Source organism: Flagellimonas maritima (assembly GCF_003269425.1).
Lineage (GTDB): Bacteria > Bacteroidota > Bacteroidia > Flavobacteriales > Flavobacteriaceae > Flagellimonas > Flagellimonas maritima.
Genome location: NZ_CP030104.1, coordinates 1,330,725 through 1,346,952, shown reverse-complemented (window position 1 = coordinate 1,346,952; position 16,228 = coordinate 1,330,725). Strand labels below are relative to the sequence as shown.

Annotated in this window: 14 protein-coding genes; 7 read left to right on the top strand and 7 right to left on the bottom strand. The window is 39.4% G+C overall.

Annotated elements, in window-relative coordinates:
* Positions 1 to 183 precede the first annotated feature (183 nt).
* Both HME9304_RS05935 and HME9304_RS05930 read right to left on the bottom strand, forming a co-directional pair.
* On the bottom strand, positions 184 to 738 hold the full coding sequence (locus HME9304_RS05935; RefSeq protein ID WP_112377705.1) for a cysteine hydrolase family protein: 555 nt from the start codon (positions 736 to 738) through the stop codon (positions 184 to 186).
* Positions 739 to 766: 28 nt separating this feature from the next.
* Entirely contained in the window at positions 767 to 1,282 is a 516-nt protein-coding gene (locus tag HME9304_RS05930) for a hypothetical protein (protein ID WP_112377704.1), read from the bottom strand.
* A gap of 128 nt (positions 1,283 to 1,410) precedes the next feature.
* On the opposite strand from HME9304_RS05930, the gene HME9304_RS05925 reads away from it, so the two are divergent.
* Complete coding sequence (locus HME9304_RS05925) at positions 1,411 to 2,175, top strand: exodeoxyribonuclease III (RefSeq protein ID WP_112379743.1); 765 nt, start codon at positions 1,411 to 1,413, stop codon at positions 2,173 to 2,175.
* A 62-nt stretch (positions 2,176 to 2,237) separates the two neighbouring features.
* Complete coding sequence (locus HME9304_RS05920; RefSeq protein WP_112377703.1) at positions 2,238 to 3,278, top strand: aldo/keto reductase; 1,041 nt, start codon at positions 2,238 to 2,240, stop codon at positions 3,276 to 3,278.
* A gap of 169 nt (positions 3,279 to 3,447) precedes the next feature.
* Here the strand turns inward: HME9304_RS05920 and radA are convergent, their stop codons facing one another.
* Positions 3,448 to 4,809, bottom strand: a complete 1,362-nt coding sequence (gene radA / locus HME9304_RS05915; RefSeq protein WP_112377702.1) for a DNA repair protein RadA — start codon at positions 4,807 to 4,809, stop codon at positions 3,448 to 3,450.
* 14 nt (positions 4,810 to 4,823) lie between these two features.
* Here radA and HME9304_RS16905 point away from each other — a divergent pair, with 14 nt between their 5' ends.
* Positions 4,824 to 4,988 carry a hypothetical protein gene (locus HME9304_RS16905; protein WP_164674777.1) on the top strand — a complete coding sequence of 55 codons (165 nt, stop codon included), beginning with the start codon at positions 4,824 to 4,826 and terminating at the stop codon, positions 4,986 to 4,988.
* Positions 4,989 to 5,118: 130 nt separating this feature from the next.
* Here the strand turns inward: HME9304_RS16905 and HME9304_RS05910 are convergent, their stop codons facing one another.
* Genes HME9304_RS05910 through panC form a run of 4 tightly spaced genes read right to left on the bottom strand, consistent with a single transcriptional unit; the run spans position 5,119 to position 8,468 of the window.
* Entirely contained in the window at positions 5,119 to 6,261 is a 1,143-nt protein-coding gene (locus HME9304_RS05910; RefSeq protein WP_112377701.1) for an alpha/beta hydrolase, read from the bottom strand.
* Between the two features lie 27 nt (positions 6,262 to 6,288).
* Positions 6,289 to 7,254, bottom strand: a complete 966-nt coding sequence (locus HME9304_RS05905; RefSeq protein ID WP_112377700.1) for a lysylphosphatidylglycerol synthase transmembrane domain-containing protein — start codon at positions 7,252 to 7,254, stop codon at positions 6,289 to 6,291.
* Position 7,255: 1 nt separating this feature from the next.
* Positions 7,256 to 7,606, bottom strand: coding sequence for an aspartate 1-decarboxylase (panD, locus tag HME9304_RS05900; protein WP_112377699.1), 351 nt, complete (start codon positions 7,604 to 7,606; stop codon positions 7,256 to 7,258).
* Between the two features lie 13 nt (positions 7,607 to 7,619).
* Positions 7,620 to 8,468, bottom strand: coding sequence for a pantoate--beta-alanine ligase (gene panC, locus HME9304_RS05895; protein WP_112377698.1), 849 nt, complete (start codon positions 8,466 to 8,468; stop codon positions 7,620 to 7,622).
* Between the two features lie 102 nt (positions 8,469 to 8,570).
* On the opposite strand from panC, the gene HME9304_RS05890 reads away from it, so the two are divergent.
* The 4 genes from HME9304_RS05890 (at position 8,571) to HME9304_RS05875 (ending at position 16,207) form a co-directional block, all read left to right on the top strand.
* Positions 8,571 to 9,380 carry a glycogen/starch synthase gene (locus tag HME9304_RS05890; protein ID WP_112379742.1) on the top strand — a complete coding sequence of 270 codons (810 nt, stop codon included), beginning with the start codon at positions 8,571 to 8,573 and terminating at the stop codon, positions 9,378 to 9,380.
* A 5-nt stretch (positions 9,381 to 9,385) separates the two neighbouring features.
* Positions 9,386 to 11,242, top strand: a complete 1,857-nt coding sequence (locus HME9304_RS05885; RefSeq protein ID WP_112377697.1) for a DUF4270 domain-containing protein — start codon at positions 9,386 to 9,388, stop codon at positions 11,240 to 11,242.
* Positions 11,243 to 11,363: 121 nt separating this feature from the next.
* Positions 11,364 to 13,211 (top strand): glutamine--fructose-6-phosphate transaminase (isomerizing), encoded by a 1,848-nt coding sequence (glmS, locus tag HME9304_RS05880; protein ID WP_112377696.1) that lies wholly within the window; start codon positions 11,364 to 11,366, stop codon positions 13,209 to 13,211.
* Positions 13,212 to 13,420: 209 nt separating this feature from the next.
* Positions 13,421 to 16,207, top strand: a complete 2,787-nt coding sequence (locus HME9304_RS05875) for a TonB-dependent receptor (protein ID WP_112377695.1) — start codon at positions 13,421 to 13,423, stop codon at positions 16,205 to 16,207.
* Positions 16,208 to 16,228 lie beyond the last annotated feature (21 nt).

Sequence of the window (16,228 nt, the reverse complement as noted above, 5' to 3'; positions counted from 1 at the left end):
AGTCGAAAGGTTGACAAAAACATCTCGACTGCGCTCGATGTGACAGTTGGATTTAATACTGGTATAATAATATAGAATCATTTCTTTTTATAGTTATAAAGGTTAAGGCGTCACCCTGAATTCATTTCAGGGTCTCACAATATTAATTCATGAATCCATAATGAAGACGAAATAAAATTACGACTAATTGTCCAGTTCTTGCAGGAGTGTCGCTGTATCTTTTATAGTTGCAAATTCGTCTTTAAGATTGGCCAACGCAATTTGATGAACGGTCTTTGCGGATATGGGTTCCCCATCAATTCCAATTTTATTGAAGGAGGCCGTGGCATCTGAAATCAATGTTGTTTTAAAGCCAAGATTTGAAGCCATTCGCGTTGAGGTAGAAACACAATGCTCCGTGGTCAATCCGGCGATGACCAAATGTGTAATCCCTTTTGCCTTAAGTTGGGATTCCAGTACGGTTCCTATAAAAGCGCTGTTCACGTTTTTCTGTATGATCGGTTCATCATCTTTTGGCGCAACCAAAGGATGAAACGCATTTCCTTTTTTGGTGGGGTGTAAGGGAGATTCAGGGTTTGTGGAGCAGTGTTGAACATGAAATAAGGGCAAGTTTCCCTTTCTGAATTCATCAAGTAGTTTGCTACAGTTTTTTTCTGCATTTAAATTACTACGTTCTTCTCCATAGTAATCGGTTTCTTGTAAACCTAGCTGTACATCGATCAATAATAGGGCAGTCATGGAAAGAAATTAAATTTAAAAATAGGTATTAAAACCTAAAACCAATGGCGAGTCCACCTCGATACATAAAGGTATCCTGAAAATCCTCTGGATTGATGTTTCTTCCAAAACCACCGAAGATTTCCAAGGTAAATTTTTCGCTTCGTGTTGCCCATTTATTTCCCAGACCCAGACCCAGTGCTAATGTACTATAGTCGTTGTTCCTAAGGGCATTAGGGTCATCAACTTCATCCTCGCCGGTGTAATACAGGCCAAAAGCTTCGGCAAAAAAACCACTACGGGGCTGGTAACCAAAATAGGCCCTAAAATTGGTACCAATTCCAAAGTCGCCGTTGTATTCCGTGGCATCGCTATTAAAGTATACCGTACCGCCAATACTGGTATCCTCACCAAGAAAATATTCGTACGAACCCTCTACGGCACCTGTAACCAGAAAAAGACCAGCGTTCAATTTTACTTCGTGGTCGTTGTCAAATCTTGGATAGGCTTGCGCATTCATGAAATAACAAGAAAGAAAAAGACCTAAGAAAAAGAGTTTTTTCATGATTTTCGTTTTTAAATCCAGCAGTAGGAATCAATTAACGTTCCACAATTCAAATTTAAACCATGTCCGTTGAAAAGTCGAATTTTAAATAGCGAAACACAATGGCTATTTTTAACAAAAATTTGAAGATGAAGATCGTATCCTACAATGTCAACGGAATTAGAGCGGCCTTGAACAAAGGTTTTATCGAATGGTTACAAGCTGTGGACCCGGATGTGGTCTGCCTTCAAGAGATCAAGGCCATGAAAGAACAAGTGGATGTTTCTCTTTTTGAAGCGGCCGGGTATAATTTTCATTACTGGTTCAGTGCCCAGAAGAAAGGATATAGTGGGGTGGCACTGTTATGCAAGAAAAAACCGGACCACGTAGAATATGGTACGGGGGTCGACTATATGGATTTTGAAGGGAGGAATATCCGAGCTGATTTTGAGGATATTTCCGTAATGAGTATGTACCTTCCCTCTGGTACCAATATTGTTCGGTTGGAACACAAACTAACGTATATGGCAGATTTTCAAAAATATTCCGATGTACTTAGAAAAGAGCGTCCCAATTTGATAGTTTGTGGGGACTACAATATTTGCCATGAGGCCATTGACATTCACGACCCCGTTCGGAATAAAAATGTATCCGGGTTTTTGCCCGTGGAGCGGGAATGGATAGGGAATTTTATTGATAGCGGCTTTATTGACAGTTTTAGACATTTTAATACAGAACCGGACAATTATACCTGGTGGAGCTATCGTGCCAATGCGCGAGCCAACAATAAGGGCTGGCGACTGGATTATGGTATGGTAAACGAGACCTTAAAAAATAGATTGAAAAGATCTGTTATTTTATCTGATGCCAAGCATAGCGATCATTGTCCAATTTTGTTGGAAATTGAAAAATAACAATTGCTTTAAATGTTGGGTTCAACTATTGAGTATTTTTGCAATTCTAAAAAGATAGCTAGATGAAATACACCAGACTCCCGCATACTGACATCAAAGTGAGCAAAATCTGTTTGGGCACCATGACCTGGGGAAGACAGAACAATGAAGAAGAGGCCCATGAACAAATGGATTATGCTCTGGAGGAGGGCATCAATTTTTTTGATACGGCAGAGCTGTATCCCATCCCTGCCAAAAAAGAGCTTTACGCGGTCACCGAAGAGTTGATAGGAAACTGGTTCAAAAAAACAGGAAACAGGGATAAGGTGGTATTGGCCACTAAAATAGCGGGAAGAGGTGGTCCGGCCCAATTTATAAGAACAACAGGTTTTAGAAAAGACGCGATTATCAATGCGGTCGAGGGCAGTCTTGAAAGATTGCAAACCGATTATATTGACCTTTATCAGCTTCATTGGCCGGAACGAAACACCAATTATTTTGGACAGCGAGGATACAATGCACATGCCATTGATGCTTGGGAGGACAACATTCATCAAGTTTTGGAGACATTACGTGATTTGGTTTCCGAAGGAAAAATTAGGCAAGTTGGAATTTCCAACGAAAGTCCTTGGGGCACCATGCGTTTTTTGGAAGAAAGCAAAGTGCACAGAAGTTTGCCCAGAATGCTGACCGTTCAAAATCCATATAATCTGTTGAATAGGCTCTTTGAAGTTGGAATGTCTGAAGTTTCCATGCGTGAAAATATTGGGCTTTTGGCCTATTCCCCACTTGGTTTTGGAGTGCTGAGTGGAAAATATCTCGACGAAGTCAAACCTAGGAAGGCACGGATTACGCTTTTTCCCAATTATAACAGGTACAGTGGGGACAATGCTACACGGGCTACCGAAAAATATAACCAATTGGCCAAGGATAATGATTTGAGCCTTACACAGATGGCTTTAGCTTTTGTAAATACGAGACCTTTTATTACCAGTAACATTATAGGTGCCACGACCATGGAGCAGTTAAAGGAAAACATTGGGAGTATCGATGTTGAACTTTCCGATGAGGTTTTAAAGGGCATTGAGGAGATTCATAACGACATTCCAAATCCAGCACCTTAACTTACATCAGTTCTATATGTATTCCGGTGTTTGATTTTTTTTCAACTATTTAAAATTTTATCAGGTCGAGCGCAGTCGAGACCTATTGAAGAGGTCTCATTTTAAAGACTTATCGGCTGCGCTCGAAGTAATATCGATTTTGTTTATTTGATATTGAACCCATGTAAAATCAAATGAACAGGACATTGACCACATCCTCAATCTTTGATACCAACCGTAACCGAATGGAGGTGTTTTTAATACCAATTTTATTGCTTTTGGACACATAGATTGTAGTAAATCCCAATTTTTCGGCTTCAAGAATACGCTGATCTACCCGCTGCACCGGCCGTATTTCTCCCGCAAGTCCTACCTCTGCGGCAAAACAGGTCCCCTTTTCTATGGGAATATCTGCATTGCTGGACAATATGGCCGCAACCACAGCTAAATCAATAGCGGGATCATCAACAGAAATTCCACCTGTAATATTTAGGAACACGTCTTTTGCTCCCAACTTAAAGCCTGCCCTTTTTTCAAGAACGGCCAAAAGCATATTCAGGCGTTTGGCATTAAAGCCCGTTGCAGAGCGTTGCGGAGTTCCATAGACTGCCGTGCTTACCAAGGCCTGAATTTCAATCAACAATGGTCGCATGCCTTCAACGGTTGCTGCAATTGCCGTACCACTAAGATCTTCTTCATTTTTAGAAATGAGTACTTCAGATGGATTGTTCACTTCGCGCAATCCGCTTCCCTGCATTTCATAAATTCCCAATTCTGCAGTAGAACCAAACCTGTTTTTAAGAGAGCGAAGAATCCGGTATACATAATTTCTATCCCCTTCAAATTGAAGAACGGTATCCACCATATGTTCTAAAATCTTTGGTCCGGCAATGGTTCCATCTTTGGTGATATGACCGACCAAAACAACGGGAGTATTGCTTTCTTTGGCAAATTTGATTAGCTCGGCCGTACACTCTCGTATTTGTGATATACTGCCTGCAGCAGATTCAATATAATCAGTATGTAAAGTTTGTATGGAGTCGATAACCACTAAATCCGGTTCCAAAGCACCGATTTGTTGGAAAATATTTTGTGTTTTGGTCTCGGTAAGGATATAGCAACTTTCACTATCGGGATGAATTCGATCTGCCCGCATTTTTATCTGTTTTTGACTTTCCTCACCGGAAACGTAGAGTGTTTTGTAGGGAAGTTTCAAAGCAATTTGCAAAAGCAACGTACTTTTTCCAATACCGGGTTCTCCTCCCAATAAAATCAATGAGCCAGGAACAATACCTCCACCCAAGACCCTATTGAACTCTTGGTCCCTTGTATCCATTCGGATTTCACGCTCATTGGTTATTTCGGATATTTTTAGAGGTTTTGGAGCTTTCTTGGCAGAACTTGTAGTGTTTTTCCAACCTTTTTTATCCTCTTTTTGGACTACTTCCTCAACAATCGTATTCCATTGTTTGCAAGAAGAACATTGCCCTGTCCATTTTGGGTATTGTGCACCACAATTTTGGCAGAAAAAAGCTGTCTTGGTCTTTGCCATGAACCGTTTTGGTTTTGGCTAAAGATACTGGTTTTGATGGATTTTTAGAGGCTTGGATTATTCGATTTTTGGAAGCCTGGATTATTAGGTCGCTCAACCTAATGTTTCATGTTCACTTGTTCGATAAGGATATTCCAACTATCCAAAAAATCAGGGAATTCAAGAATATAACCATATGACTATTGGCAGATTAAAAATTAAAGTCATATGCGAACCTACAACGAGTTCAGGTCGAATTTCTAAGAATCTAGAATATCAATAATCCAAACATCAAGAAATCTGAACAGCTAAACAATCCAATTGACCAAATTAATATCCAAAATCCGCTTTGAGGGCATCTATTTTTTCAAGGGCCATATCCTTGGTCAAAAAGTCTATTTCTTTCATCTGAAAAGCTTTTTCAAATGTTTTGAACGCTTTTTTGGGTTCTCCCAACTCTTCATAATATTCTCCTTCAATATAAAAGCCCAACATGGTATCAGGAAATTGTTTTTTGCAAAGTTCAGCCAACGGTTTAAGCGATTCAACATCGTCCTTTTTTAAACTGGCGGCATAGATGGCCATAATGTCATTAAGTTCCACAGGTTTTTGAAAACCGAACAGTTCTTCGATCATGTTATATCTATCTTCCAAATATTTAAAGACCGGTTCGTCGGAAGTCAATATCTCCGTCTTATATTCTTTTGGACTGATGGGTTTGAACATTTTAAAGGTTCTTTCCCAAGCCTTTCCCAGACCGTAGGTGATAACGGAAATTTCGTTCGCATCAGCATATTCATCCAAAGCGTAATGGATGTTTTCTTTGGCCAAACTTTTAATTCCCCTGTCCAATTGTAGAAGGTTATTGGTGATTTTATCCCTATTGCCCGCTGCTATAATAGTATAGAAAATATGCTTGTCCATTGTAGATAAACGCTCTGGAATCCTGCTTTCCATTTCTGGGGCCAAAAGGGGGGAAATGCCCACATAGGAATTAAAAAGTGAACGCTCCTTAAAAAGCCAATAGTTTATAAAGTTTGCCGTAACATCATACCCTATAATCATTTTGAACGGTGCCGTGCTGTACTGTGTATCTAAATAAGGGATGATTTCCATGCCCAAAAACTCAAAGAAAAGTTTTCCTTTTTCTGAAGGCAGACCACTTGCTTCATCGAAGGCACAGTCTTCCCAACGCTGTTCATCTTCCAGCTGGTCTATGCCAACAATTATGGTCTGTGGCATTCCTTGGAATTGACTGTTGAATTTTGAAATGGCCACTACTTGGTCAAAAAGATATTCGGCATCCAATACCAAAATCAAGGGATACTTTTTTTCTTCGGAATAATCTTCTGGAAAATAATAGGAAACGTTTCTTCTTTCCTGGAGTTTGAACGATTCAAAAATCTCTTTTTTTACCTGTGCGCCAAGATTAAAACACAGTAGGCCTATTAATAAAAATAGACATCTTTTCATTTTGGTCAAGTTTTAGGTGGTTGGGGTTTACCTGTTTCTATTTAATAACGGTAATACAATAAAGGATATTGTACCAAAAATGACGACCATCAATGTTTGGGCGGTCCACATGATCCAACCGTAAGCATCGCCAGAGGTCTTGCTAACGCCATAGACCGATAAAGCTGCGGTTACTACGATAGGAAAAAGTCCCAAACCTCCATTGGTGGCCGCCATTGCAAATGCACCAGCTACAAATGCAACCAAAAAAGCACCTAATGGAAGATTTGTGGTTTCGGGCACCGTGAACTTAATGACCCAGAACATAGCGATATAACAAATCCAAATAAAAAAAGTGTGAAAAATGAAAGCCCATTTGTTCTTCATCTTGAAGATGCTTAGAACGCCTTCCAAAAGTCCGCTAAGAAAGTTCTTGACTTTAACTGCAAAGTTGGAAGTTGATTTTTTGATAATGCGAATAGCTATCAAAAGTCCAAGAATACCTGTAACCAAGAGCGCCAGTGAGCCTACCAAACCTATTCCCTTTTCCTGAAGAATCCCCAAGATTACGTCTGTCTGAAATAGCAGCGCGGTAACTATAATCAGCATAAGCATGATGACATCGATAATCCGTTCTGTAACAATGGTTCCAAAGCCTTTTTCAAAAGGAACGCTTTCATAAGTGGTCAATGCGGTAGCTCTTAAAAATTCTCCAGACCTTAGCACCAAGGTATTGGCAAAATAGCTTGTAAGAATTATAAGAACGTTGTTAATCAACCTAGGCTTATACCCTAAAGGACTTAAAAGATAGTTCCAGCGAACCGCTCTTGATATATGGCTTAGGATACCAATTAATATTGATAAAAAAACCCATTTTAAATCCGCATTTTGAATAGACTCGAGAATTTTAGTTCTATCTTCCGGAGAGGTTGAAGAAAAAGAATAAAAAACCAAACCTGCCCCTATAAGTATGGGCACAGCTATTTTAAGGAATTTCTTGAGTGAGCGGCTCAAACTATTTTAGGAGATTGGTTTCTTCGTTGGGGAAAACTAAAGCGGGATTGAATGATTTTGCCTCTTCAATATCCATTCTTGCGTAAGTTATTAAAATAAGGATATCGCCAACAGCCACCTTGCGGGCTGCCGCGCCATTAAGCGTTAGTTCACCGGAACCCCTTGGCCCGGGTATTGCATAAGTTTCCAATCGCTCACCATTATTGTTGTTTACAATTTGGACTTTTTCACCTTTGATGACATTGGCCGCATCCATCAAATCTTCATCGATAGTAATGCTGCCAATATAATTTAAATCAGCACCGGTAACCTTTACTCTATGGATTTTGGATTTTACAACTTCTATTTGCATTGTGCAAAATTAATTAATTCAATCTTAGATTGTCTATTAAACGAACATCATCCGCATAAACGGCAATGAATGCCCTATATTTTTTTTTAGGTTGTACTTTAAGGATTGGGGTCAAAGTAGCTTCATCTGCAATCTGAAAATACTCTAAATCCAATAAAGTATTTTTTTTGAACTGGGACTTCACCCAATCTGTAATTTCATCTGCACTTTCTGTGCCAAATTTTCTCTTGGCAGATAACAATACTTTGTATAGTAAACCTGCCTCTATCCTTACTTCTTTTGATAGTCTTTCGTTGCGCGAACTCATGGCAAGCCCATGTGGCTCACGCTCGATTGGGCAACCAACTATTTCAATGGGCATGTTCTTGGATTCAACTATCTTTTTGATGATCTGGAGCTGTTGAAAGTCTTTTTCTCCAAAATACGCCCTGTCCGGTGAAATTGTTAACAACAGCAACTCAACAATAGTTGCAACACCTTCAAAATGTCCTTCCCTAAACTCACCTTCCATAACTTTGTCCAACCCATCGAACTGATAAGTGTTTGAAACAATACTTTCACCATAGATTTCATCGACGGTGGGAGTAAAAACAATAATATTGTCCGATTGGTGTTCCAAAATGATCAAATCCCCTTGTAAATTTCTGGGATATTTTTCCAGATCAGCTTTTTTGTTGAACTGTGTAGGATTAACAAATATACTTACCACAACCAAATCGTTCTGGAAAAGCGCTTGCTTTATTAAGGAAACATGACCTTGGTGCAACGCTCCCATGGTTGGAACCAAACCAATAATATTTTTGCCGTCCTTCTTTTCTTTTATGTAAGATCTAAGTTCCCCTTTGTGGTCAAATACGTGCATAAAGTTATTCCAAAACGTGCAAAAATACTATAAATACTGCTAATCAGCATAATTTTTGTACTTTTGCAGCTACGTTTTTCAGACAAGCAAAATAAAGTGTTTATGAATGGTAAAAAGATATTGTTTGTATCTTCTGAACTAGTACCCTACCTCCCAGAGAATCAAGTTTCCCTAATGTCCTATGAAACCCCAAGAATGGTCAACAGCAATGGGGGACAGATACGTATTTTCATGCCTAGATATGGAAATATCAATGAAAGAAGGCATCAATTGCACGAGGTAATTCGCCTTTCGGGGATGAATTTGGTCATCAATGATATGGATATGCCTTTGATCATAAAAGTTGCATCAATCCCAAAAGAACGTATTCAAGTATATTTTATAGATAACGAAGAATACTTCAAAAGAAAAGCGACATTCACTGACGCTAACGGAAATTTGTTTTCAGATAATGACGAACGCGCCATTTTCTTTGCGAAAGGAGTTGTGGAGACAGTTAAAAAATTGAATTGGTCTCCTGATATCATTCACGTGCATGGTTGGATGGCATCCTTGCTACCTTTATACTTAAGAAACTATTATGCAGATGAACCTTTGTTCGCTGATAGTAAAATTGTGACTTCGGTTTACGATAAAGGTTATGAGGGCGAGCTGGATGGTGAAATGAAGAAGAAAATTGCTTTTGATGGCATTTCAGAAGAAAGTATAGCCTCGTTGTCAACTCCTGACTATAATAATTTGTTAAAAGTTGCAGTAGATTATTCCGATGCGATTATTTTAGCCTCGGAAGAGGTCTCGGATGAGTTAAAAAATCATATTGAAAGTCTTTCCAAGCCAGTACTGCCTTACGTATCGCTGCAAGAAGCGGAGGAGGCATACACAAATTTCTATAATACGGAAGTTTTAAAATAAATTGCATGGTTTTTTTTAGGATTATCAAGTTTTCAACTTTAGTTGGGACTTTCCTCATATTAATGGCTTCTTGTGAAGAAGAATTGGAAACTTTAGGAGAAGGTGTGGTGGCCGGTGAGCCTTTTACCACTGATAGTGAGATTTTTGAGGTTTTTGCATACAATAAGGGAATTGATGCGGTGCAGACCAACGGACTGCCTTTATATCAACTGGGCGTGTTCAATGATCCCATTTACGGGAAAAGAGTAGCAAGTATCACATCTCAGCTTACCTTGCCAGGTGGGCAGGGAAATCCGACATTTGGTGATTCCTCACAAGCTACCGAAGATAATGCCGATAACGATGATTCCGCATCTACCATACCAGAAAACGAAGAAGTAGCAAAGGTTACTTTATATATACCGTTTCAGAGACCACCAGCTACTTTGAGAGACAGAGATGGGGATGGTGTGGAAGATGGGCTCGATAATGACCCTGACGACCCTAATTCTGATGAAGATGGGGACGGAGTTGTTGATAATGACGAACGCATTTTAGGTTCAGACCCATTTGACCCAGAGGAAGACGGGACCGGAGACGATTTTGTTCCCAATAATTTTCCGATAACGTTCGATTTGGATAGTATTTTTGGTGACAGGAGCAAGCCTTTTGACTTAAAGGTGTTTCGTTCAACTTTTTTTCTTAGGGATTTAGACCCCAACAGTAATTTTGAAGAACAGCAACAATATTTCTCAAGTCAAGATTTCAGTGCTTTTAGGGGAGATGTTCTTTTTGACAGTACTAGTGGTGTAGAAGGACAAGATCCAATTTTGGTAAATAATGTAGAGGAATTGGTTTATGAAGAGGACGATCCTGAAACGGATGAGGATGAGTCTACCCAGATAGCTAACAGAATTCCGCCAGGTATAAGCATAGATTTGAATACTGACCTTTTCCAAGAGATTTTGGACAAAGAAGGACAGTCTGAACTTTTAAGCCAAGCTAATTTTAACGACTATTTTAGGGGGATACAGCTCGTTCCAGGTTCAGATACCGAAGAGTTGATGTTCTTGTTAAATCTTGCTCAGGCGACTATTACCATTACGTATAAATTTCAAGATTACAACACAACAGAGGAAGAAGAAGAAACTGTGGAGCGGGATTTTGTCTTGGGTTTTCTTGCATTAGACGGTGCCGGAGGTGTAATAGGTAATGCAGTTAATACTTTTGACAATGAAACATTCCCAGCGGATATTTCCAATGCATTGGAAAGTGATGAGAATGCTTCCAGAATTTACATAAAAGGAGGTCCGGGAGCGATTACAGAGATAAGATTATTTGGTGAAGAAGAGGATTCCAAAGTGCGTGGTCAGGAGTTTATTGATCAAATTAAAGCCAATAATTGGATTATTAACGAAGCCAATCTGGTTTTTTCTGTTGATCGGACGACTTTGGATGCAGCTTCAGGCAGTGTTATAGAGCCACCTAGACTTTATCTTTACAACGGTGAAACCAATCAGGCCATATACAACGCATCAACGGAAAGAGATGAAACAGACGAACCCCTTGGACGTTTTTTGAATTATGATGGAATTTTACAGAAAGAAAGTGGCCAAGGAATTCAATACAAAATTAGAATCACCGATCATATCAACGATATAATTGTCAGGGATTCTACAAATGCCAAGTTGGCACTTACATTGACTTCAGATATTCGAATTCCTGCTGTTTCGGAAGCCATGGGTGCAAATCAAACTACAATAGACGTTCCTTTAATGTCTACAATCAATCCTTTGGGCACCGTTTTGTTCGGCAGTAATGTAACTCCCGCAAATGAAGATAAGAAATTGAAGTTGGAAATATTTTATACCCAGGCCAATTAAGGATATACCATTTATAGATTTTTTTTGTTTTATAACATGTAGAATAGCAGGTTTTCTTTAATAGATTATACCTTTGCGTTCTCAAAACCAATAAAGGTTTACTGGGCTTAATATCAATCTTATGTGTGGAATTGTTGGTTACATCGGTCATAGGGATGCTTATCCCATAATAATTAAAGGATTGCAAAGACTGGAATATCGCGGATACGATAGTGCAGGAATCGTCCTTTTTGATGGAGAAAACACACATCTCTCAAAAACAAAGGGGAAGGTAGAGGATTTAAGGAAAAAGTCTGAAGCTACAATATCGATAAACGGCAAACTTGGTCTTGGCCATACAAGATGGGCAACTCATGGTGTTCCAAATGATACTAATTCCCACCCGCATTATTCCAATTCTGGAGATTTGGTTATCATCCATAATGGAATAATAGAGAATTACGAGTCCATAAAAAAAGCATTGATAAAACGTGGCTATACGTTTGAATCGGATACGGATACGGAGGTTTTGGTCAACCTTATAGAAGAAGTCAAGAAAAAAGAAGGTGTCAAACTTGGAAAAGCGGTTCAAATAGCCCTTAATCAAGTTGTAGGAGCATACGCTATTGCAGTATTCGATAAAAACAAGCCAGATGAGATAGTGGTTGCAAAATTGGGTAGCCCACTTGCAATTGGAATAGGGGAAAATGAATACTTTATTGCTTCGGATGCGTCGCCTTTTATTGAATTCACCAATAATGCCGTTTATTTGGAAGACGAAGAAATGGCCATTGTCCGTATTGGCAAGGAAATAAAAATGCGTAAAATTAAGGATGATGCCATCGCCTACCCTAATATTCTTGAGCTTCAAATGAACCTTGAAGAAATTGAAAAGGGTGGCTACGATCATTTTATGCTCAAAGAGATTTATGAGCAACCCAGAGCTATTTTGGATACCTATAGAGGACGTTTATTAGCCGACCAAGGGTTGGTTAAAATGGCGGGCATAGACCAGAATCTGGAGAAATTTTTGAATGCAAACAGAATTATTATTGTTGCGTGCGGTACCTCATGGCATGCTGGACTCGTAGCCGAATATATCTTTGAAGACCTTGCTAGAATACCTGTAGAAGTTGAATATGCTTCCGAGTTTAGGTACAGAAATCCCGTAATAACAGAAAACGACGTTCTTATAGCTATTTCGCAATCTGGTGAAACAGCAGATACACTCGCGGCCATAAAACTGGCCAAGGAAAAAGGTGCATTTGTTTTTGGTGTTTGTAATGTTGTGGGCTCTTCAATTGCCAGAGAGACCCAAGCTGGAGCTTATACCCATGCCGGTCCTGAAATTGGAGTGGCTTCAACAAAAGCATTTACAACACAAATTACCGTGCTTACACTGATTGCTTTGAAATTGGCCCATGAGAAGGGAGTTTTTTCACAGTCAAAATACCACGAATATTTAACGGAACTGGAAGGAATACCTTCAAAAGTGGAGAAAACACTCGAATCCAATGAAATTGTAGAGAAAATATCAGAAATATATAAGGATTCAACAAACTGCCTATATCTTGGTAGGGGATATAATTTCCCCGTTGCTCTTGAAGGAGCCCTCAAGCTAAAGGAAATCAGCTATATCCATGCAGAGGGTTATCCGGCAGCAGAGATGAAGCACGGACCTATCGCCTTGATTGACGAACAAATGCCAGTGATCGTTATAGCTACAAAAAAGGGACACTATGAAAAGGTAGTGAGCAATATCCAAGAGATAAAATCCAGAAGTGGGAAAATCATTGCTGTGGTGACCGAAGGCGATAAAACCGTTAAAGAGTTGGCAGACCATGTGATTGAAGTTCCCGAAACATCAGAAAGTCTTACGCCATTGCTAACAACAATACCCCTACAACTACTCTCTTATCATATAGCGGTAATGAGGGGATGCAATGTAGATCAGCCCAGAAATTTGGCCAAATCGGTTACCGTAGAGTAACTTTATAAAAACAAGAAATACTTATAAAAGCACTGATATCAGTGCTTTTTTTTGTTAAAATCGTAGAGATTGTCATTTTTTTTTGGCAAATAAGTACTATGCATGCATAATTTTTTTCAATTTTACAGCATGCAAATGAAAAAAAATGTATCTTCCGCTTCCAATGATTTACATTTGCTTAAAACTAATTTAACTCTAATTCGAGACCAATGAAAAGACTAATAGGCATTTCCCTCATGCTGTTCGGTGTTATTACTTATGCGCAGACTACAGTACAGGGAAAAGTAGTTGATGAAAGTAATGAACCTATACCTGGAGCCAACGTAGTATTAATGGGTAAGGCCGAAGGGACCACTGCCGATTTTGATGGTAATTTTACATTTAATACTTCAGAGCAGCCCCCATTTAAACTAAGATTTACGAGTATTGGATTTTCTGATTATATCGCGGACGTTACTTCCAACAACCAAACGCTTACTATTGTATTGACAGAGACATCCACAATCTTGGATGAAATTGTTATTTCAGCGTCTAGAACACCAGAACGTATTTTTGAATCCCCCGTTTCTGTTGAGAGGTTTGGTCTAAAAGAAATAAAAAATACTACGGCCGAGTCCTTTTATGGCGGTCTGCAAAACTTAAAGGGTGTTGACATCAATACCAATAGTTTAACCTTTCAGTCTATAAATACAAGGGGATTTGCAACCTTCGCAAATAATAGGTTTTTGCAGTTGGCAGACGGTATGGACAACTCTGCCCCAGGTCTAAACTTTGTCCTGGGTAACTTGGTGGGAATGTCGGAACTGGAAGTACAGAGTGTAGAGATACTTCCCGGCGCTTCTTCCGCACTTTACGGTGCTGGCGCTTTCAACGGTATTCTGTTCATGCAAAGTAAGAGTCCTTTTGATTTTCAAGGAATCAGTGCTTATGCAAAAACGGGAGTAACTTCCCAAGAAGCTGCGGGCGTTAATGCATATTACGACTTTGGAATAAGGGCGGCGCATGCATTTAGCGATAAATTGGCGGTCAAGGCAAATCTTTCCATATTGAAGGGAGAGGACTGGCATGCTGTAAATACTACGGATATCGATAATCCAAGCGCTGATAGAACTGATCCAAATTTTAATGGATTGAATATTTATGGCGATGAGGTCTCTACACTTTTGAATTTTGATACATTAGCTGGATTGCCTTCTGGTACTGTAGGTTCAGCCAATGTTTCCAGAACAGGGTATGCGGAAAGCGATTTGGTAGATTATGGAGCAGAAAGTGTAAAGACTGACTTTTCAGTTTTTTACAGACCTTTTGCAGATGATTTCGAGATTATTTATCAAGGTAGGGTAGGTCGCGGTAATACAATCTATCAAGGGGCCAACCGATATGCAGTCCGAAATTTCATCTTGCAGCAACATAAAATTGAATTCAGAAATAAGAATTTTTTCTTAAGGGGCTACATCACTTCTGAAAATTCTGGGGATTCTTATGATACGCGTTTTGCAGCGATTAATGTGAATAGAAGCTGGAAAAGGGATGCTCCAAATCCTAACGATCCCAGTGAAAGGTCTTGGTTTGGGGATTATGCCGGAAGGTATATACCTACATTCTTGGGACTTGTTCAACAGGGTACTCCACGTGATGACGCTTCAGTACAAGCACATGCGGCAGCAAGACAATTTGCAGACGAGGGAAGGTTGATACCTGGCACTCCAGAATTTCAAAGTGCATTTAATTCTGTAATAGCAGATGGAGATTTGAGTACGGGTGCAAAATTTATAGATAATACCAAGTTCCGTCATGTCAACGGTAATTATAATATAGCCCATTTAATAGATAATTGGGCCGATATTCAGATTGGTGGATCATTTAGAGAATATGAACTGAATTCAAGCGGAACAATTTTTACGGACATCGATGGCCCGATAACCTATAATGAATATGGTGCCTACGCACAATTACAGAAGAAATTTTTGGAAGAGCGTTTAAAATTTACAGGTTCAGTAAGATATGACAAGAACGAATTTTTTGATGGATTCTTCTCCCCTAGGGTTGCCCTGGGATATACTGCTGGTGAACAAAGAAACCATAATTTTAGGGTTTCGGCACAGCAGGGCTTTAGAAATCCTACGACACAGGATTTGTTCATTGGGTTAAATGCTGGGGCAGCTGTACTTGTTGGTTCGGCACCGGACAATTTGGATAGGGATATCAGAACTTTTGGAGTAAGCCAGAGTGGACAAGATTTGATAGGACAATCTACAGTCCAAATAGTGGGCAGGGCAGCATATGAGAATGCTTTTTCTGTGAGTTCAGTTTTAGCGGGGACCCCACAAGCAATTAACACGTCGTTGATCCAACCAGAAGAAATTACCACATATGAGGCTGGATATAGAGGCCAAATAGGGAAGTTCACCATTGATTTAAGCGGATATTACAATAGGTACAAAAATTTCATCTCTACGGTAAACGTTTTAGTGCCGCTTTACGGAGAAGCAGGAGATAATTCCCTCTCTCTTTTAGCGCTACAAAATGGGGATAGACAGGCGTACCAAGTATATACCAACTCGGAAGCAGATATTGATTCATGGGGAGGTTCAGTAGGTGTTGACACCAAAGTGTTGGGCAACTTTGATTTGGGAGTCAATTATACGTATGCAGAGTTTGATTTTGATAGGGAACGGTTTCCGGATTTTGAAACCAACTTCAATACACCAAAACATAGAGTAAAAGCATCTTTTGGGAACACAGAACTTTTTAAGAATTTTGGTTTTAACGTTAACTATAGATGGAGCGATAGTTTCTTCTGGGAAGCTACTTTTGAAGATGGTGATGTTCCAGCTTATACTGTACTGGATGCGCAGATCAATTATTCTGTGCCCAGCATCAAATCTATTTTTAAAGCAGGAGGCTCAAACCTTTTGGGAGATGAATATTTTCAAGCAATAGGCACAGGTTTAGTGGGTTCAATCTATTATGTTTCTTGGACCATAAATCCATAAGAAAAAATATAAAATTTTAAG